A 20674-nucleotide genomic window follows, 5' to 3' on the forward strand; every position below is an offset into this window, starting at 1 on the left:
GCAGCCCCGGCTTTCTTCTAAAGCAGATTTGCGGAATGGAGATTCCGAAGAAAGAGACTGACGTTATGCAGATCATGACGTGTTATCAGGTTCTGTATCAAAAAGCGACAGACCTACTGGAAAAAATAACGCCGGATCAAAAGGCCGCTTACCAGGAAAAATGCAATCTTGTCAGGCTGTTAGGCTGCTCCTACCGTATGGATATATATTCCACATTTACAGGACGCTTATTTTCGAAGGAGACCATGGATGGCTATATTTTTAGCTATACCCTACCGGACGAAGTCCGCCCGCCCCGCAGGGGCATGCATTATGGGATGCCCTTTGGGAATACCTTGTCGGACGAAGTCCGTCCGTCCCGCAAAGATATAGGTTCCGGGATATCCCAGGGGTCTGATTCAAAAGAAATCTTGCAGCCTCCTTATAGGGCTGTGTGCTTCCGAATCCGATGGAACAGTAACGATTGCTTTCCCATTGTAGGGCTGCTTGGTAAAATTGCGGAATATAAGGTGCAGGAAAGACATGATATCTTTATTTTGGCATTTCACAGCCACGGGGCTGCATTTGCCGTGGCAGACTCGGAATATAAATACTGCTGTGAACTGGTCAGCCGTCTCGCTTGTTACCTTGCGGAAAAGTGTGGAAAGCTGCCAGTATATATTGATGAATGTCTGTGGAGTGATATGGTGGAATCGTGATTTTGGAGACGATTGATGGGATGGGCAGGGAGGGAGCGGAGGGCGGATTGTTATTAGTATTATTCATACTATCACATTGCGAAAGAAAAAAATATAATCTTAGATGCGGAAATGATTATCTTCTTATGACTTGATAGATGACTCTCATAAAACATTGGAATCTGCATCTCTCTCTGGTAATATTCTTTCTAATCGTTTCATTCCAGGCATCTCTTTCAACATGATAAAAAAATGTTGGAAAAACGCCGTGGATTCAATACTTTTTGATGTTTAAGGTTAGAGAATATATTCACTTTTAAATGATGTTTCTGGGTGTAGAATATTCTGTGATATTTTACACATATTCTACGATACAAAGTTAGTTCTGCAATGTTCTCTCTGTACAGTGTAGTTTCAACAGCCATATCTTTTTTATTATTCCTGTTCATAAAATCCGGATTATGACCTACTTCGGGCTTTCTCTATTTCTACGGTACCATCCAAATTATCTCTGTTTATGCGGCTTCCCAGGGCTATTCTGTGTGTACTGCTTCTGGGGACAACATGTCTGATGTATCGAAAGAATAACCGCATAGATTTGCGGGAACTTTGAGCAGAACAGGACTGATATCGTGCAATATTGTATATGGGAGCTGTCAGACAAATATCTATTTGTATTTCTGCATCATAAAAAAGCATACATCAAACAAAACATATTTGAGTATGAATTGTATCAGTAAAAGATACGTTAACAGCATAAAATGTTTTTATAGAACTACTGCAATGTTTATGGTAAAATGATATCATTGAATATATAACATAGGATTTTCTGCCGGATACTTAAAAGGCTCACTGACTTTTGATAAGGAGTGTGTTATATGGGGAAAAGTATAAATAAAAAGAAACTGCCGATTGGTATTGAAGCTTTTGATGAAATATGTTCAGAAGGTTTCTACTATGTGGATAAAACTGGCTTAATTCGGGATTTTCTTGATGCGTGGGGCAAGGTAAACCTATTTACCCGGCCGCGCAGATTCGGTAAATCATTAAATATGAGCATGTTTAAGTCTTTTTTTGAAATAGGATGTAATAAAGCGTTGTTTGATGGATTGGAAATTGCCAAAGAAACTGAGCTTTGTAATACCTATATGGGAAGATACCCTGTAATTTCGATTACCTTGAAGGGAATAAATGGTGCTGATTATCCAACCGCCAGATCGTTGATGTGCTCTGTGATTGGAAACGAGGCATTAAGGTTCTATGAATTATTGATAAATAGTGACCAGTTAAATGAGATAGAAAAAAAGCAGTACAAACAACTGATAAAGGTGGATACCAATAATACAGAAAGCTTCATCATGCCAGATTCAGTGTTGATGGGAAGCCTGAAAATACTTTCCACATTGCTGCAGAAACATTATGGTGAGAGAGTAATCGTCCTGATTGATGAATATGATGTACCGCTTGCCAAAGCAAATGAGCAAAATTACTATGAAAAAATGATAATTTTAATGCGGAATATGCTTGAACAGGTACTGAAAACGAACGATAGCCTCTATTTTGCAATTTTGACTGGATGTTTGCGGGTATCAAAAGAGAGTATTTTTACAGGATTAAATAATACGAATATTTTTTCTATTATTGATGAGGATTGTGATTCATATTTTGGATTCACTGATTATGAAGTGCGGAAATTGTTGGAGTATTATGAGCTGAGCGATAAATATGATGTCATGAAAGCATGGTATAACGGATACCGATTTGGAGATTCAGATGTGTATTGTCCGTGGGATGTGGTCAGTTACGTTAATAAGCTTAGAAAAAAAAGGACTTTGCCTCCGCAGGACTACTGGTCAAATACCAGTGGGAATGATATTGTAAGATATTTTATTGAAAAGGTAGACAAAGGATTAGCTAAAAGTGAAATTGAAGCATTGGTTGCCGGTGAAATTGTAACCAAGGATATCCACATGGATCTGACTTATGACCATATATATGATTCGATTGATAATATCTGGAGTGTTCTCTTTACTACCGGATATCTGACGCAGAGGGGGAATCTGGATGGGAAATGTTACCAATTAGCAATACCGAATATGGAGATTCGAAATATTTTTACAGAGCAGATTATGACAATGTTCAAAGAAAATACCAAAAGGGATGGTGAAAAATTACAGGAATTTTGTGATGCATTAGAAGCTGGAAAGGCAGTAGAGGTGGAGCGTTTATTTGATGAATACTTGAAACGAACGATAAGTATTCGCGATACGTTTGTAAGAAAGCCGACCAAAGAGAACTTTTATCATGGCATTATGCTTGGAATTTTAGGATTCAAAACTGACTGGTATGTAAAATCGAACAGAGAAGCTGGTAATGGTTTCGGCGATATCATTATCAAAATTGAGGATAAGGGTATTGGAATGATTATTGAACTCAAATATGCTGAAGATGCAAAGCTATCTGCCGAATGTGAAAGTGCTATGAAACAGATCGAAAATACAGGTTATGCCACTGAGCTAAAAGACGCCGGATTTTACAAAATTTTAAAGTATGGAATCGCTTGTTATAAGAAAAAATGTAAAGTGGTATTTGAAGAAGAATAGACGTATTAGAGTAGTCTCGGAAACCCTGTAAACAATGTATACAATTCAAGGGTAGTCCAGAGGGATTGCATGGTATAGTAGGCTATGGGCAAAGAGGAAGGAGTAGTCATTCAGGATTCTGTTATTGATCCGTTCTGCGACTGTGCGCTGCCTATAGATCTCTTTATAGGCAGCTGTCACTCCTCCTTAAAGATGTCAATACTTCTTAATGTAGGAATTGCGCCATACTTACCTATCAGATAATTTTTTTCATAACTCTCATCCTTCCGAATTCTGGCTCCAGACTCATCTACAAAGTCTGCCAGAGAATACAATTTTGAAATTCCCTGTTCATCTTTTTCTGTAAACCACACTTCATCCCTGCGCAAAAGCTGATTTGACAACTGCCATGTGTCATGTGTCGTAAAAATCAACTGAGCATGTTTCGTATTAATTTCTGGATTCAGAAAAGTAAGCAAAAAGTTACGAACCAATAACGGATGAAGACGGGCATTCAACTTAAAAGGGCCGTCAATCGACAGCCCCCATCAATAAAAAACCTCCCACCTATACATCCAACCCTCAATATAACAGAGGAATCCCTAATCTAAATTCATCTATCTCCATTCAAAATCCCCTTATGCGCAATTGTCATTTGATTGTCATCTGCACAGGCAGGAATGTTTTTATCCGGCTCAAAACGTAGGATAAATATCGATCGTATCTCCTCCTACCCCGGTAAAGTTATCTCCGGAAGACCATCTCGTATCATTGATCAACGGCTTAAACTCAAATGTCTCTCCTTTACCATACCGTTCAATCTCATAGATCCAGACGTCCGATGCGATATTTAACATCTGCCTTCCGGAATCCCATTTTAACGGATACTGTGCCCCGCGTAAGTACATGGTATTTCCTAACCCAACGTCATAATGAACTCTGATCGTAGTTACGGTCTTCTCCGGCTCCGCAAATGTCTCCGGCGCATCACTTGTAAATACATACGCTGTTTTTGCCGGCATCGTCAATGTGATCTGCTTCCCTGTCACGCCGCCTGCGGCAACGGATGCCGTATCGGAAGTATTCAACAGGTTTGTCAGAGTCGTTCCGATATTTAAAGAGCTTTCCGCACGCAGCGGGATTGTCCTTGTCAGATTCTGTACATCGTTATTGATCACCGTTATGATCTCCTGTCCTGTGGCATCATCCCGTCTTGAATACGCATATACCTTGTCTTCTACCCACATTTCTCTCTGTGTGCCGGACCTCAGGCAGGCATAGTCCTTCCGCAGCTCTGTAAGGCGCTGAATATACCGATAAATATTTCCGTCCTGGGAAAATCCAGGCATCATTTCCCGATTTTCTTTGTTTGCGATTCCCGCCCACTCTGTCGGAACTCCGCCGCCGTAGCATTCCTGCTCCGTCCCGTAGTAAACATCCGGGATTCCTCTGACTGTGAATAAAAATGTCAGGGCAAGCCGGAGTTTCTGGTAGTTGTCATCCGCCAAACAGAGAAATCTGTCACGATCATGGTTGTCAATAAATGTTACCAGATGATTGACATCATTATATTTATAGTCCTGGTCCAAAATATTTTTTACATTATAAAAACTTGCATCACGCGCGAAAGCTTCCCTTGCCTGGAAGAACAGTGGAAAGTCCAATACGCCCCATTCGTAGTCCTGGAACTCGCTGACGTAATCTACATCCCCCACAAAGATCTCGCCGAAGGAAGGAACTCCGAGCTCCGCCTCAAACTCAGCCAGAAATTGTTTATCGACAGAACGGGCTGCATCTACACGTACCGCATCCGCGCCTGTATCTTCGACCCACGTTTTATATACCTCTTTTATTGCTGCCCTGGCTTCCGGATTATCAGTATTAATATCATCAAGGCCACCCAGATCGCAGTTCAGCACCTGCCATTCATCATTCCAGTCCGTGATATCCCCATTATGGTGAAACCAGTTCGGATTATTAAACGGAGGAGCCGGCTGGTAATCTTCTGAGCTGTAGGCAGTCGCTCCCGGTTCTAAATAATCTGCTGTGTGATTGGGTACTACATCCAGAATCACCTTCAATCCCATTTCATGGGCAGCATCTACGAAGTCGATCAGTTCCTGCTTTGTTCCGTAATGCGGATCTGCTGCAGCGTAATCTTTTGTAAAATAACCATGATATCCGGATTCGGATTGGTCTCTGCTTAAAAGTTCGTTTTTGGATACTGGGGAAATCCAGATCGCAGTCACACCCAGATCTTTAATGTAGCTTAATTTTTGTGTCAGTCCGACCCAATCGCCGCCCTGCGTGTATTTTAGTTCTCCGGGCCTGTATTCCACTCCCAGCGTACCGTTATTCGATGGGTCCCCATCATAAAACCGGTCCGTAAGAACCATATATATGATGTCATTTTCATCTAAGACACCGCTGCTCGATGCATGGACTTCCCTGGCTGTTTTCTGAATCTCTGCCTCTGTATAATTATGATCTGATTTTTCTGCATGAGACTCTGACGGGTTCAGATAAACCACACTGCAGATGATCATTACAAAACTTAAAAAACCGGCTATCGCTCTTGTATATTGCTTTCTTCTACTCATATCTGTTCCTTTCACAAAATATTGTTTCCTGTTCTATGTTTTAAAACCTTCTATTTTCATTGAATGCCTGTACCTTTCTCCACTACTGTACCTTTCCACTACTATCCTTTCACGCCGCCCGTCGTTAATCCGGCCACAAAAAACTTCTGGCAGGAGATAAAAACGATCAAAATCGGGATCAGGCTGAATACGGATAGTGCAAAAACATAGCCCCACTGGGTAAACTGGTGCTGTCCGAAAAATCCTGAGATCGCGATCGGCAGTGTCCGTTTTAAGTCGTCATTGATCACGGTGTTGGCCCACGGAAATTCCTCCCATGCGGTCAAAAAATTAAAGATGGAAATGGATGCGATGCCCGGCTTCGTCAGCGGCAGAATGATCCGGAAAAAAACCGTAAAGACGCTCCCTCCGTCAATATAGATCGCTTCATCCAGTTCTTTCGGCAGATTTTCTACAAATCCTTTGATCATAAATGTTGAATAGGGGATCACCCACGCCACATAAAATGGGATCAGCCCACGCAGGCTGTTGATCGCGCCCAGCTTTACTGCCAGTTCATACTGGGGAACGATCAAAGTCGTCCCGGGAATGATCATGGTGAGCATAATAAATGTAAATAAAAAATTGCGTCCCGGGAAGCGGAACCTGGCAATACAAAACGCCAATGCCGCGGATACAAAAGCAGCGATCACGACTGTAACTACAGAGACGAAGATACTGTTGAAAAAATTCCTGTAGAATTTACTTTGCTCCAGTATATATTTATAATTTTCCAGCGTAATCTCTTTCCATTCCGGAAAGAACTTCGGCGGATATTCGTATAAAGCCCCGTTCGGTTTGAGCGATGTACTGATCATATAGATCATAGGAAGAACAACGATCAGCATCCCGGCGATCAGGATCATATAAATAAGTCCGTGTATGATTTTCTTTTTTGTCAGCTTCAATTCTCCGCCTCCTAATTCTGATCTTTGTTTCTCATCAAACGAAACTGCAGTGCAGCCAGGATTGCCAAAACGACGGCAATGATAAAGGACAGCGCTGCGGAATACCCGAATTTTCCTGTACTGAACGCCTTGTAATACATCCATGTCAGCACCGTATCCGTCTCATGGCCGGGATCGCCGTTTGTGATCATTTTTATGGAAGTAAATACATTAAATCCTCCGATGGTAAGCATGACCAGCGCAAACAGGATCGTTCCCCTGATGCAGGGAAGGGTGACCGAGAAAAATTTCCGGATGCTCCCCGCGCCGTCGATAGACGCGACTTCGTACAGCTCCTGGGGGCAGGTCTGCAGCGCCGCAAGGAAAACGACCATATTCCAGCCGATGCCTTTCCAGGTCCCCAGCAGCATAGCTACAGACAGGCCGCCCCAGCGCGTATCCAGCCAACGGATGTTCTCGCCGGTCAGGCGGATCACATTTGTCAGAAAATAATTCAAAAGGCCTTCCGTATTAAAGGTATACTTAAACACCAAAGAGGCGATCACCCAGGAAGTAATGACCGGCAGATAATAGACCACCCTGAATCCGATCTGCATTTTATGTATGCTGTTAACCAGCATTGCGATCAGCAGGCCCAGGATCATCTGCGCCGGGACTGTCACTAACGTATAAACGATGGAATTTACAAAGGCGGTCTGAAAATATTTGTCTGTCAAAACGTCTTTGTAATTTTGGAGCCCTATAAACGGCTGCTCGAAAATAGAGCCAAAGTCCCACTTAAAGAAACTCATCACGAACAATTTCGCAATCGGATATATGGTAAAAATCCCAAAGATCAACAGCCCCGGAACAAGGAGCACCCCGATCTGCATCTTACTGCTTATTTTCCTATTCATCATACTTTCCTCTCAAACAATCTGCATGTAAATCTATCGCTATTTCCACCTGTCCGATACAGATCTGCCTCCTGAATGAAAAACCTGCCAATCCTTTTCAAACATGCACTGAAAATCTCAAAAAATAATACATTGACGAACAAAAGGATTGATTATATAATAAAAGCTGCGCAACGCTCTGTTTCTTAGGGTTCATCCAACAGGGCATCTATTTTGGCGGCAAGCTCATCCATAGCCTCCTGCGCACTTTGGCCGCCGTTCATGACCGATGTTACCGCCGTTGACAGTTCACTGTCAATCTCAGACCATGCGGCCACGGTTGGACGTGATTTTGCTGTTTTGATCTGTTCAATGAAAGGAGCAAAATCAGCCTTTTTTACAGTATCGCTTTCCAATGCATTTTTATTGACCGGAATCTGCCCGCATTTTGCCATTTCTTCCTGGGCATACTCTCCTGTCATAAACTGCATGAATTTCCAGGCGGCCTCCTGGTTCGCCGTATGGAACATAGAGATATCCTCTCCGCCAAGCACCGAATAGGAACCTGCCTTGCCCTCCGGAAGCGGGGCTGTCCCATATTCGAAGTCCGGATACGCGCCCTGCATTTCAGCTACTTTCCATGGGCCGTCCAGAATCATCATGTACCTGCCTGTTCCAAAGCCGTCGGTCATAGGGATATCGCCGCTGTTCCAGCCGGTAATGTTTTTGCCGCTGTATAACTCGGAGAGCATCTCAATCGCCGCAACGGTTTCGGGACTGTTGATATATCCGGTGGCCTTTGTCTGTTCCGGATCTGTCAATTCGCCGCCGTTGCTCCAGATAAACGGACACAGATTCCAGCCCGAAAGAGCCGGTTCATCGTAACCCCATACCTGCTGGCCTGCTTCGTTTGTACCGGATAGTTTTTTGCATGCTTCCACAAATGCTTCCATGGAATCCGGCGCTTCAATGCCCGCGTCCTTGAAGGCTTTTACATTATAAAACAGAATCTTTGTGTTTGTATTGAGCGCCAGCCCGTAACTGTCGTCTCCGATCTGTGCGGTGCTCATAGCGCTTTCCAGCAGGCCGTCGGCCGTCGCCTGGAAATCATCAAAGTCTTGATTCAGCGGAACCAGGATCTCCATTTTCTGAAATTCCGGAATCCAGGCGCTGTCCAGCCGGGCCACGTCAGGAAGCTGATCGGATTTTGCATTGATCAATATTTTTTCGTGAAGGTCCGCCCACTCATGGGAGACCGCGTTTACCTTTATTCCGGGGTTCTCACTCTCGAACCTGGGGATCAGTGTATTGGTCAGCGTCTCATTTTCCGCTGACTGCGCACTGTAATGATGCCAGAAGTTGATCGTAACTTCTTCACCCTTTGCTGAATTTTTGCTCTCCGGAGTGGATTCAGATACTGCCGGCGATTTTCCACAACCAGCCAACGCCGCCAAGCAAAGCGTGGTTGTGAGTATAATTGTCGGTATTTTTTTCCTCTTTTTCATATAACACCTCCATATCCTGCAGCAGATTTCCTATTTACTGCATCCTGAATATTTTTACACTAAACGGTTCCATATTTACTTTTAGTATCCCTCCGTAATCCCTGATATCGGAATTTAAGTATCCCTTTTCCAGGCATTCCGAAGCGGCATAGCTCTGCTGGTCTATGACATTGACATAGCTCTTTTTATAAAATACCGGTACCTCCACCTTCCTGCTTTCTTCTCCGGCATTCAAAACCACATATATTTCCCCCCTTCCGTCATGCCGGATGAAACCATAAATCCTCCCTTCGCATAAATTTGCCGTAAATTTACCGGTTTTTATACAAGATTCTTTTTTTCTCAAAGCAATCAGCTTTTTATACCATTCTAATAATTCCCTGTCCTGCCCTTCTGATTCCCAGACCATACATTTTCTGCAGTCCGGATCGTTATCCCCTGTCAGCCCGATTTCGTCTCCATAGTATAAGGACGGCGATCCTACAAAACACATCTGGAGGGCTGCTCCCAGCAGGACCTTTCTTTTATTTCCTCCGCAGAAGAATGAAAAACGCTCTGTATCATGGCTGTCCAGCGGTAAAAACATAGCCTGGTTCATCTCTTCCGGGTAGTCCGCAAGCATGGACTGCAGCCGGTGATCCAATTCTGCCGCGTCAATTTTTTCATATCCGATAAAGTCCCTGACCGCATCCCGGAATATATAATTCATCATACAATCCATCTGGGCTCCGTTCATCAGGCGGAGGCCCGCTCCCCATGTTTCCCCCAGCAGTAAAATGTGGGGATATTTTTCTTTGAGCAGCATCCTGGCCTCTGTCCAGACCCCTTCATCCACCTCGTCGGCCACGTCCAGACGCCATCCGTCAATCTGGTACTCCCGGACCCAGTATTCCATGACGGACAGAATGAACCGGCGTACCTCCGGATTTGCCGTATTTAATTTCGGCATATATTTATAAGCCCCCACACACTCATAACAATGGTGTGAGATCCGGACCGGATATTCCGTGATATAAAACCATTCCCGGTATTCGGATCGTTCCTGATGTTCCAACACATCCTCAAAAGGTTTGAAATGAATCCCTGTATGGTTGAAGACGCCGTCCAGAACAACCCGGATTCCCCTTCCGTGCGCTTTTGCAATCAGTTCGCGGAGCTCTTCATTCGTACCGAACATCGGGTCCACTTTAAAATAATCGGTTGTGGCGTATTTGTGGTTGAAATCGGCCTCAAACACGGGATTGAGATAAATACATTCTGCCCCCAGCTCCCCGATATAATCCAGTTTTTTTATCATCCCCCTCAGGTCCCCTCCCATATAGTTCTCCCGGGTAGGAACACTGCCCCATTTCACACAATCCGCCGGATCGTTCCCGGGGTCTCCGTTGCAGAAACGCTCCGGGAATATCTGATAAAAAACTTGTCCTCTGCTCCATTCAGGCACCTGTACGATCCCGGTCCTGTTTGCATACAAAAATTCAAAATACCCGTCCGATGGTTCCGTTTCATAAATCCCCCACGAATTGAGATACCATGATGCCGCACCGTCCGACAGTTCAAAATAATACTTCTGGTATCTTGCCACCTTCGAAAACCGTATCTCGGTTTGGAAATAATCAAATACTCTGTCTCTGAGAATACATTTCATTTCGATGCCGCGGATTTTCTCTGGATCTGTACGGGGAAAAATATGTATTTTACAAAAATGACAATCCCTTTTCGCAGTACGCAGTGTTATGACTACTGTTCTGCGGTCTTTCAGATACAGATCCGGATAAGTCCCTGTGTGTCTTGTGGCTTCTATTTTCATATCGCACCTTCCTTTGTTGACGACTCCCGGAAAATGACCGCCGTATCGATCAGCTCCGCCCTTTTGTCTGTGATCTCTTTCTGGATCTTTCCGATCAGAAGTTCCGCGGCCCTCTTTCCCAGCCGGTATGTATCCACATCAACGGCCGTTAAAGGCGGGTCCATATAGGCCGCAAATGGATGATCGTCGAATGTGATGATTCCCACCTCTTCCGGAATCCTGATCTTCTTCTCTTTCAGCGCCTTCATGACATGGTATGCAATCACATTATTGGAACATAGGAACGCGTCTGCTCCTTTTTCCTTCACCGCTTCTGGTATCCTGCTTCTTAGCAGCGAATAATCAGAACCGCATTCTATCACCTCCGGCGGCTGCTGCCCCTCAAGCGCCTTGAGATATCCATCCCGGCGCTTGCAGGAAAATACTGTAGTCGTATTTTCCACCACCAGAACTACCCTGCCATACCCTTGCTGCTGCAGATGCGCCACCGCCATCCTGCTCCCTTTTTCGTTATCCACATCCACCCAGGTCAGGAGATCCGAATAGATCGCAGGCTCCCCCAGCACAACATACGGACAGTTCTCAGCAGCCAGCAGGTCCAGCAGTCCTTCCCTGACGCTTGATGAGGGTAGGATCAGGCCGTCCACTCTCTTTTCATAGACCAAAGAACTGATCGAAGAGCCGGCCGCATCCATATCGTTCGTAATCAGCAGATTATAACCTTTATTCTGGACCACTTTCTCAATCGCGTAAACGCTCCGGTTAAAAAAATTATTTGAAAACGTATTCTCATCATCCGCGTCAATCGCAAGCGCGATCATATTGGTCCTGCCATTTGCCAGGTTTCTCGCCCTGCTGTTCGGGTGATAGTTCAGTTCCGCCATGGCTTTTTGTATTCTGTTTCTCGTTTCCTCGGAGATCAACTGGTTCCCATTGATCACCCTGGAAACTGTAGAAGGGGATACCCCGACCTGTTTTGCGATATCTTTTATCGTCACTCCCATTTTTTCCTCCTTAATGCAACCGTTTGCATAAACATCTAAAAAATATATGTGCAACCGTTTGCACAAATCTATCATATCTCATTTTAGCAAAAGTGTCAACAATTTTTTTATAATTTATATTTCTTTGGTTATTATCACCAATCCATTTTTCTCTCCATAAATGATAAAAGCCGCTGCAGGATCTCATTCCTGTAACGGCTCAGGTAATTATAAAAACTTACTTCTTATTCCTGATCTTCTTTTTGGGAAAGCATCTCCAGAATCTCTTCAATACTTAATCCAGATTCCATTGCTGCCTTATATAACCTATCCTTTTGCACATCTTCGATTTGGCTCAGGATTTCTTTTCTTTTTTCTTTCAGCGCTTTCAGATTTTCCTTATATTCTGCAATCTCATTTTCGATGATCTCCAGCTGCTCTTCCCGTGTCATATTTTCCTGTTTTTTACGTCTTCCAGCCATTGCTCGTCCTCCAATCAAATTTATTACTTACATCCTACCATTTTTTTACAAAAAATACTACACTTTTTTAACGCCGCCCGCCTGCATATATTAAACTTTAATCAAAAATTCCTTTTCCTCGGCAACATTTCTTGAATTTTTTTCCACTTCCGCAGGGACATAATGAATTAGCATCTATCTTTTGTACATGGCGTGTTAAATACTTGCCTTCTCGCCATGCAATATTTATGTTTCCGATTTTTTCATGATGGAATTGAGACCATATGTTAGCGGGTAGACCTCCGTTTAACAAGGTTGTTGAACCATTTTGATTATAGTCTGCAAAACATACGAAATTAGAATTATTGGGATATAGTTCTTTATTTTTTCTGGCATCATATCGATATACAGTTATATAGAGCGCATCTGCTTCCATGTCTCCATTTTTATGATGGATGGTTGGTAAATCAACATTTTTCACCGTTTTTAACCAGTCAATGCTTTCCCTAAGAATTTCAATAATCTTTTCTCTTTCGTCAACATCACCGATATATAAACGGCATTTTAGCCGTTTTCTATCTGGCATACTTGCATCTTCAATTTGGCTTATCTTGTAAGAATCACATTGGTAGTTCGGAAAGCGAAAGTATTTAATTTCCTGCAAATTTATAGGTTCAGTAGAGGGATTGAATATCATGACTTCCTTTATTTTCTGTATAATGAAAATCTATCTTTTGACCATCTTCCTTAGCTGCATAGTCTTTATCTGTTGTTTGATTAAGGATTAGTGCAATAAAACGATATAGATTCGTAAGACAGCCTTCGACTATTGATACATAGGTGGGAATACGATACTGCCTATTTTTCATTGCGGGACTATCATTAGGACCCGATAAATCGTTTATTACATTTGTCACTTGCATATAGGCATTATAACCGGCTAAAAACAACTCAAATAATCGCCTCCTTATTTGCTCATAAACATAACTTAATAATTTTCACTTAACAAGAAATCTGCCATATGCACGATCTTCACGCCGTTGATATTGCCTGCGGCAAGCTCATCAAGGGTTACGACATACTTGGGGTAATGGTCTTTGATTTCAAGCAGATTGACAACCTCACGGTCGGATTCTTCCGGCAGATTGCGGCATACCTGCACATAGATACGCTCGTCGCGTCGTACCGCCACGAAGTCAATCTCTTTCGTTTCGTTCTTGCCGATATACATCTCGTAGCCTTTTCTGAGGAGCTCAAAGTACACGATGTTTTCCAGCATAGCGGCAACGGATTTCGGATTAAAACCCATCATGCAGTATTTCAGAGAAGCGTCCGCAAGATAGAATTTCTCCTGCGTTTTCAGTACGGATTTGCCTTGCAGGTCATATCGCTGACAGCGATAAATCACAAAGGCTTTTTCCAGCCATTCCAGATAGTTATATACCGATTCCACCGAGAGAGAACGCCCCTCGCTTTTCAAAAACTTCACGATAGCGTTAGCGGAAAAGGTCTTGCCGACATTTTCAACGATATACTTCACAACACGGTTGAATAGGTCAAAGTTCTTGATGTTGTGCCGTTTCGTTATATCGCTGGTGATAACGGAATTGTAAATGCCCTCGACGATCTGGTAGGCTGCGCCCTCGTCAAAATTGCTCAGCGCAACAATAGGAAAACCGCCCATGCGGATATATTCGGTAAGCAGTTCTTTCGGTGTGCGTCCGCTTGCTTTTTTGAACTCCATATACTCGGCAAAGGACAGCGTAAATACGGGGATAGAGATATACCGTCCCGTCAGGTAAGTGGATATTTCACTTGACATCAGTTTGGAATTGGAGCCAGTCACATAGATGTCTGTATTGGCATTTTCCAAAAGACTGTTGACTGCCTTTTCCCAGCCTGTGATTTCCTGTACTTCGTCAAGCAGAAGATAATAACGCTCACCGTCTGTCATTTTCTCTTTGATACCGTTATACATATCTTTGTCGGTCATACCGTCGTCAAAATCTTCAGAGGTATAGCACATGCTGATAATGTGGTCAGCAGGAACGCCGCTTTTTATCAAATCGTCCTGCAACATATCTAAAATTGTAGATTTCCCGCAGCGGCGAATACCAGCAAGGATTTTCACCAGCGGTACATTACGGTAAGTTTTCAGTAAATCTAAATAATGGGGTCTAACAATCATACTATCGCCTCCTTTACTATTAGTATATCCAAAAAGATCCAAATAATCAATAGTTCTTACTGGTATTCCGTAAAAACTTTTCATTTTAGATTTCTTTTTCGATTCTGAATTATATTTTGACTATGTAAAAAGGGGCTGTCGGGAAATAGATAGCCCTACACAGTGGGAGGTGAGATCCATGCGGATCAGACCTTCCACATCCATGATCCTTTGCCTGTGACCTGCTGAGAATCCGTTCAACGCGGCAATCCAGTTCCCTGACATCATCAAGTGGATAGCCAAGGATTCCCTTCGTTTTTTTGGGGTCACATCGGATGAGAAAGTACTGTCCGTTTTCGATCGCATGGGCAAAGCTATTATAGGAGGCATAGCCCATGTCGGCAAAATAAACTGTTTTGGGGCCAACCGAGCCTGCGGAATCGACCATATGGCAGAAAGCGGCAAATTCATTACGTTTTCGTCCAGGCTGTATGACAAGGTCAGTAAATCTTCGATCAAGAATCGAATAAAAAGCATTGATATGGATCTGGTTAAATCCCCTTGTGGATTTCCCATTGGGTTCAAAAAAAGTATCCGGATCGTTAGGTTTTCTAAAAATATCACACCCGGAGCCATCGCAGGCAATGAACTGGTATTTTTCGTTGTAAAGGTTTTTTTTGAGCTTTCTGTTAAAAGCAAAGAGGAGATTCCTGAGGGCATCCTGTCGGAGCTTGCTCCTCTGTTTGCAAAAAGCAGCTTTAGAGGGAGTAGAAGTGTCACGATCAAAGTAATGGTAAAGTTCTTCTTTAATGCACTCAGCCTCCATAGTGAGGAAGAGAATAAGGAAATCCTGAAAGCCCAATTTTCTATTCCGAGTGAAATCCCTGCCCGGATGTTTGGCATAAAGATAAGGGTTGTCAGCGAGTTCATGGATGGAAGCGAATGCAAACCGATATACGTTTGTCTGACGTGGAAATATAAACTATCATCTTGCCGGTCTTTTGGACACCATAGATGCCCTTTATACAAAGTACAACGCATTTTGTATGAGAATGAATATGGACCAAAATACGATCTTGGAGAAGCACGGATGTTCATGATCGAGGGGATGGAAAAGGTCAGGAAAGTGATCGAAAAAAACAGTCCGGTAAAAATCCAGGGCCTTGAAAAAGTCTGAATTTTTACCGGACTGTTTTTTCTTACCTATCAGGGGCATAAATCGTTATTTCCCGACAGCCCCTATTCAATCAGCATTATTTATGCGTATCACAATCAATACACAATGTAAAGTGACGCTGCCCTTTCGGGAAACACCTTTGTACCAAATGTAAAATCGCTGTGCTTCTTCTATATACAGCAGGGTCATCAAGACCAGGCCCAAATAGGATATCCGTCTGTACACAGATGTCCCACGCGGAACAGAAGCCTATCAAAAGATTTATAACCAGCGTTTCACATCCACTGCCTGGCTTCTGTTCCCGTCATCCTCCTTTAGCTGAAATGTAACTTCCTGACCGGCTTTCAATATCTTAAATCCGTCCATTACTATATTACTGTAATGTACAAAATAATCTTCTCCATCTTCACCTGTCAAAAAACCGTATCCTTTCCTTACGCTAAACCATTTTACTGTTCCATGCATCTGACTTCCTCCTTATCTGTGTTGTTTTTCTATACCAACAGAATAGTCGATTCTTTTCCTGATTGCAAAGCCTTTTCTATGCCTTTCCTGAGCGTTCTGTCGCCTTTGTATGTGAAAGCTCTCATCCAAAAAGCTTCTGTCGTTTTTTCCCGCATCATCAATGATATTCAAAAAAACGTCTTGTCAATCCTTATATTTCTTGTTATACTATAACCACTTTTTAATCAATGTTCCTTTCGGAAGCGATGGTTGTACAAATCCCTGGCAACAGGTCCTGTACTGCTTTTACCTATTATGCTAAGGATCTGCAGGATACAGATCCTTAGGAATGGTATGGAAATAACTTATTTTCCTACTGTTCCTAACGAAAGGAGAATCTATATGAGATCAAATACAACATTTGAGAAGAGTCTGTGCGAATACGCCGGACTTTTTTCTTTATCAAAAGGTCAGACAGATTTATTTTTGCTTCTGCAGGCCAATACCATCACTTATCAGCAGTTGTCTATGTGCAGAATCCATGGAAATACTGAAGCGGCTGGACGTCTGTCACTAAAGCGGCTGGAAAAACAGGGCTATATACAGTCGAAAAAAATCCCGGATTCGAGCGCTGCCAAATATTATTTTCTGACTGCATCCGGCAGGAATCTTGTAAAAGAGCTCTTCCCCGGCATCTTTCTGGAGCAAATGCAGATCAACTGGGAACGCCGTCCCCCTGCCGGCATCCAGCAGGTCCTGCACCGGATTCGTACAAATGACTTCTACTTTGCTTATACTGGTTCGAACGCAAGCCTTCCTATGCCCTGGGTCCTTGAAGCTCCGCTGCCAAATTACAGCTCACCCGGGCAAGGGCTGCCGCCCAGGTGCGATGGACTGCTCATATCCCCTGAGGCCGGATATTATATCGAACAGGACAATAGCACCCAGTCCGAGTCCGTAATCCTCAAAAAAGTAAGCCGCTATCAGAAAAGCGGACTTTTTTCCAGCAGCATGGGGCGAAATCAGCTTGTATTCTGCCTTGCTTTCCCACGGAAGCAGCCGCCTGCTGTAAAACCTTCATTCTCCTTGTACCGCATTCTCTTGCATTTTACCAGGTTATGGAGCCTTTTTGAGCAGGAGTACCAGGTTTCCCTTGACTATCAGCAGTTTCTTCAGGTTCTGGAATCCTCTCCGATTCAAAAAACGGTCTCGTCAACTGAAATGCAGGCTCTGCATACTCTGCATGCACTCCATCCGGAAGCGGACACATTGGCGGATGCCGACAAACTGAAAAAGGCCTATCTGAATGATACCGGCTATTCTGAGCTGCAGGATCAGGAGATGGACCGATTGTATCTGAAACGACGCCGGTCTCATTTCCGCCGTATTTATGAAGAGCATCCCGCGCTGCTGGCATACGCCCTCACGGGAATCCCTATATTTGCCGTTCCCAACCATCGGCTTCCTTTGTATCAGCCCTACATCATGCCGCATGAATATCATTTATCCGAACAGCTCTTAAAATGCATGCTTTATAACGGGCTCAATACGGATGGCTGGAGCTACCATCATCCGCTGCGGGTCCAAATACCAGATCTGCCGGACTGCTATTTCTATCAAGGGTTTTCCCATGCCAGCTATGGATATATCGCCATTGAGCATCTCCTCATCGACTTGAGCGCAAAATACCGGATTTTACATTATATGAAAAATTACTGCAGGCAGAATCCATCCGTCTTTCTGATCCTTATCTCCGCAGATTTGGAAGCTGCAAAGATCCGCGAACAGCTTGAACCCATGTTTGGCTTCCGTGCAAAAAACTGCATGGTGCTCCTGCAGATCAATGCAGATACTTCACTGTATCAGGACCCGCCGCCGCAGATATTTACAGCCGCCCCTGAAAAACAGGCCGTCCGGTTTGAATGTGACGCATTCGATGGACAGCTTCACTTTATCAGAAAGGAGGCCGGTTATGTCAGACCTTAAAATATCGCATTCCAAATGGATTCAGGATATGCTGAAAGCCTCGTGCCTGCGGCCCCCGTTTATTCCTGCGTTTCTTTGCGCGCTGTTCCTGATCCAGTTATCCGTATATACCATACGGTTCATGATCGCCCTGTACCGGATTGATTTTTCCATACTGCCCCACGGCGTCCTCTCCCAGTCTGTAATGCTCATCCTGCCTGTACTGGTTTGGATCACAGGCACATGCGCTGACTTTTTTAATTTTTACCGCTTTAAAGTCACTGCCTATGCCGCGGCGGCATGCAGTGAAGCGCTCCTTTTTACAGCCATGGCTTTCCAGCTGTTATCCAGGTTGTTTCTCCCGTCCATTCTGTCCATCCGGACGGATGAGATTTTTACAAAAGACATGATCCTTTTCCTTGCCAGGCTGGCAGTAGAACTCCCGCTGCTTCCCTTTTTTCTCCTTCTCATGAAAGGCTTCCTGCGGCCTGTCCGGGAAACGGAAAGCAGAAATGCCCTCCTTGCTTTTAAATTGTCCCATTATCTGCCAGACAGGAAAACCGCATGTGAGATCCGGTATCCCCTGTCCATTGCAAGGGACATCGCAACCGGAAAGTATATTGCCATTTCGGAAAAAGACCGCTTTCTCCACACCCTTGTAGACGGTACGAGCGGAACCGGAAAAACCTCTTCCACGATCCTCCCTGCGATAAAAAATGACCTGGATATGCGCTGTACGGCAGAGCAAATGCAGATGTCCGCCATGTGGGAGCTTGTGCAGAAAGGGATATATACTTACACCGGGGATGACGCCTTTTTCTCCCTAAGTCATTTTAAATATACCGCCGGGGATCTTCACGGTTCGGATTTTAAGCCTTCTGGCGGCAGCAATAACCGGAACAGCTCCCGCAGCTTTGAGCAGCCTTCTCCATCCGATATGTTGGAGGAACTCCGCCTCAAATATCCGGTATGCGGAATCACGGTCATGGCCCCGGAGGATTCTCTGACAGATGATGTCTGCAGACTATGTGACAGGCGGCACATCCCTTATCACAGGATTGACGCGACCCCGGCCGCTGACGGAAAGCCCAAATCCAACTGGACCGGCATGAACCCCTTTTTCTTATCCCCTATGCTCTCCGGGGATGCCCTGCACCAGGCTATTGTCAAAAAGGCCGTCATCTTTTCCGACGTCATGCAGGTCATTACAGATCTAAAAGGAAAAGCAGATTCCTATTTTACCGGTCTGAACCGGCAGATGCTTGCAAATCTGGCGATCCTTGTGATGAACACAGTCCCTCCTCTGCAGAATCGTCAGGCTACGCCCGCGGATCTGCAGATGTTGATCAATAATTTTGATCTGCTCCCTCCGTATGTGTCCAAACTGGAGGAGCTGGACCGCAGGCAGCAGCGATATTCCTTCATCCTGCAGTATATCCGTGATGATCTTCTCGGCAGAGGACGGGTCAAGATGGAGGACCAAAGCCGCGGCACACGTAATATCATCAATGAGTTCCTTTTAATGCCCGGCAGCCGTGAGGTCTACTGCGCGCAGACTTCCATTGATTTTGACCGTATTCTGAAAAATGGGGAAGTTACGGTTTGCAATTATGACCTGGCATCCGGGGACAGCAATGCCGTTGCCTTTGGGTTATTTTTCCTGCTCTCCTTTAACAATGCCGTCCTGTCACGGCCGGGAACAGAAAAAACTCGCACTCCGCATTTTTTCTATATTGATGAGCTGCCTGTATTGATCCACAGTTCCCTGGAAAAGAATTTTTCCCTTTTCCGTAAATTCCGGGTGGCCATGTTCTGCGCGATCCAGACATTGGACCAGTTCGAAAAGAATGAAATCACAAAGTATCTGAAAGGCGTTATTCTGGGGTGTGCGCATATCCTGGTCTTTGGGCGCTCCTCACTGTCAGACATGGAAGTCTTTTCATCCATGGCAGGTGTCCGTGAGGAAATCGATGAACAGACCTCTGTTTCTGAAACCGCATTGTCCGGAGACTCACCGGCACTCTCCTATTCTTCCCGGGAAACGTTGGTGCAGAAGAATGCCCTGGAGGAAGCGGATATCCGGATGCGTGATTTCCAGGAAATCACTTTTTTCACTACCCAAAATGGCTGCCCGCTTCCCCCTCTTCATGCCAAAGTCCAGTTTCTCTCCCGCTCCGACTGGGAGCCAGGGATCAAGCAAAAATTATCCGTTGATTCTTTCAGGAAATCTGCCACAAATGTGTCAGAAACGGAACACAAAACCATGCCGTCTGCAATCCATCAGACACCATCCGGCTTAGTTTCCCGGTATTGCCAGGAGGAGGGCTTTCCGGATCGAGCGCAAAACGATGAAAATAGTGTCCCCACTCCTTCGGCTGATCCCGATGCTTCTCTCTGCAATACCGTCAGTCCCTCATCCCAGCCCCGTCAAACCTGCATCCCTGACGGAAGTGAAACGCTGGACGGAATCATTTAACCGCA

17 protein-coding genes and 1 pseudogene are annotated in these 20674 nt (G+C 44.4%); 5 read left to right on the top strand and 13 right to left on the bottom strand.

Annotation, left to right across the window (positions count from 1 at the left end; genetic code table 11):
* Both EBB54_RS00005 and EBB54_RS00010 read left to right on the top strand, forming a co-directional pair.
* Positions 1-698, top strand: a 698-nt coding sequence (locus EBB54_RS00005) for a hypothetical protein (protein ID WP_205128740.1), incomplete at its 5' end; no start/stop codon positions are given.
* An 857-nt stretch (positions 699-1555) separates the two neighbouring features.
* Positions 1556-3280 carry an AAA family ATPase gene (locus EBB54_RS00010; protein WP_125125832.1) on the top strand — a complete coding sequence of 575 codons (1725 nt, stop codon included), beginning with the start codon at positions 1556-1558 and terminating at the stop codon, positions 3278-3280.
* Positions 3281-3456: 176 nt separating this feature from the next.
* Here the strand turns inward: EBB54_RS00010 and EBB54_RS31715 are convergent, their stop codons facing one another.
* The 12 genes from EBB54_RS31715 to EBB54_RS32065 form a co-directional block, all read right to left on the bottom strand.
* Positions 3457-3648: an AAA family ATPase gene (locus EBB54_RS31715; RefSeq protein ID WP_330554301.1), complete on the bottom strand. Its 192-nt coding sequence runs from the start codon at positions 3646-3648 to the stop codon at positions 3457-3459.
* A gap of 306 nt (positions 3649-3954) precedes the next feature.
* Positions 3955-5859 (bottom strand): alpha-amylase family glycosyl hydrolase, encoded by a 1905-nt coding sequence (locus tag EBB54_RS00020; protein WP_243127441.1) that lies wholly within the window; start codon positions 5857-5859, stop codon positions 3955-3957.
* Between the two features lie 101 nt (positions 5860-5960).
* A complete protein-coding gene (locus EBB54_RS00025) occupies positions 5961-6806 on the bottom strand; it encodes a carbohydrate ABC transporter permease (RefSeq protein ID WP_125125833.1) in 846 nt (281 codons plus the stop codon).
* 11 nt (positions 6807-6817) lie between these two features.
* Positions 6818-7705 carry a carbohydrate ABC transporter permease gene (locus EBB54_RS00030; protein WP_125125834.1) on the bottom strand — a complete coding sequence of 296 codons (888 nt, stop codon included), beginning with the start codon at positions 7703-7705 and terminating at the stop codon, positions 6818-6820.
* Positions 7706-7887: 182 nt separating this feature from the next.
* Positions 7888-9186: an extracellular solute-binding protein gene (locus tag EBB54_RS00035; protein WP_125125835.1), complete on the bottom strand. Its 1299-nt coding sequence runs from the start codon at positions 9184-9186 to the stop codon at positions 7888-7890.
* A 34-nt stretch (positions 9187-9220) separates the two neighbouring features.
* Positions 9221-10996 carry a glycoside hydrolase family 13 protein gene (locus tag EBB54_RS00040; protein WP_125125836.1) on the bottom strand — a complete coding sequence of 592 codons (1776 nt, stop codon included), beginning with the start codon at positions 10994-10996 and terminating at the stop codon, positions 9221-9223.
* Complete coding sequence (locus EBB54_RS00045) at positions 10993-12000, bottom strand: LacI family DNA-binding transcriptional regulator (RefSeq protein WP_162307034.1); 1008 nt, start codon at positions 11998-12000, stop codon at positions 10993-10995. The genes EBB54_RS00040 and EBB54_RS00045 overlap by 4 nt, the downstream gene beginning before the upstream one ends.
* Before the next feature lie 224 nt (positions 12001-12224).
* Positions 12225-12461, bottom strand: coding sequence for a flagellar export protein FliJ (locus EBB54_RS00050; protein ID WP_125125838.1), 237 nt, complete (start codon positions 12459-12461; stop codon positions 12225-12227).
* Between the two features lie 97 nt (positions 12462-12558).
* Positions 12559-13137, bottom strand: a complete 579-nt coding sequence (locus EBB54_RS00055) for a YecA family protein (RefSeq protein WP_125125839.1) — start codon at positions 13135-13137, stop codon at positions 12559-12561.
* Positions 13115-13390: a hypothetical protein gene (locus EBB54_RS00060; RefSeq protein ID WP_125125840.1), complete on the bottom strand. Its 276-nt coding sequence runs from the start codon at positions 13388-13390 to the stop codon at positions 13115-13117. Before EBB54_RS00060 ends, EBB54_RS00055 begins: the two co-directional genes overlap by 23 nt.
* 38 nt (positions 13391-13428) lie before the next feature.
* On the bottom strand, positions 13429-14628 hold the full coding sequence (locus EBB54_RS00065) for an ATP-binding protein (RefSeq protein ID WP_125125841.1): 1200 nt from the start codon (positions 14626-14628) through the stop codon (positions 13429-13431).
* 109 nt (positions 14629-14737) lie between these two features.
* Complete coding sequence (locus EBB54_RS32065) at positions 14738-15433, bottom strand: transposase (RefSeq protein WP_243127454.1); 696 nt, start codon at positions 15431-15433, stop codon at positions 14738-14740.
* Between the two features lie 106 nt (positions 15434-15539).
* Between EBB54_RS32065 and EBB54_RS32070 the strand changes: the two are divergent.
* A pseudogene (locus EBB54_RS32070) lies at positions 15540-15781 on the top strand (IS1182 family transposase); the annotation flags it as partial.
* Between the two features lie 264 nt (positions 15782-16045).
* Here EBB54_RS32070 and EBB54_RS00075 read toward each other — a convergent pair.
* Positions 16046-16249 (bottom strand): cold shock domain-containing protein, encoded by a 204-nt coding sequence (locus tag EBB54_RS00075; protein WP_125125842.1) that lies wholly within the window; start codon positions 16247-16249, stop codon positions 16046-16048.
* A 381-nt stretch (positions 16250-16630) separates the two neighbouring features.
* Here EBB54_RS00075 and EBB54_RS00080 point away from each other — a divergent pair, with 381 nt between their 5' ends.
* Positions 16631-18214: a replication-relaxation family protein gene (locus EBB54_RS00080; RefSeq protein ID WP_162307036.1), complete on the top strand. Its 1584-nt coding sequence runs from the start codon at positions 16631-16633 to the stop codon at positions 18212-18214.
* On the top strand, positions 18201-20669 hold the full coding sequence (locus EBB54_RS00085; RefSeq protein WP_125125844.1) for a TraM recognition domain-containing protein: 2469 nt from the start codon (positions 18201-18203) through the stop codon (positions 20667-20669). The genes EBB54_RS00080 and EBB54_RS00085 overlap by 14 nt, the downstream gene beginning before the upstream one ends.
* Positions 20670-20674: the final 5 nt, after the last annotated feature.

The sequence above is a fragment of the Schaedlerella arabinosiphila genome (assembly GCF_003885045.1).
Lineage (GTDB): Bacteria > Bacillota > Clostridia > Lachnospirales > Lachnospiraceae > Schaedlerella > Schaedlerella arabinosiphila.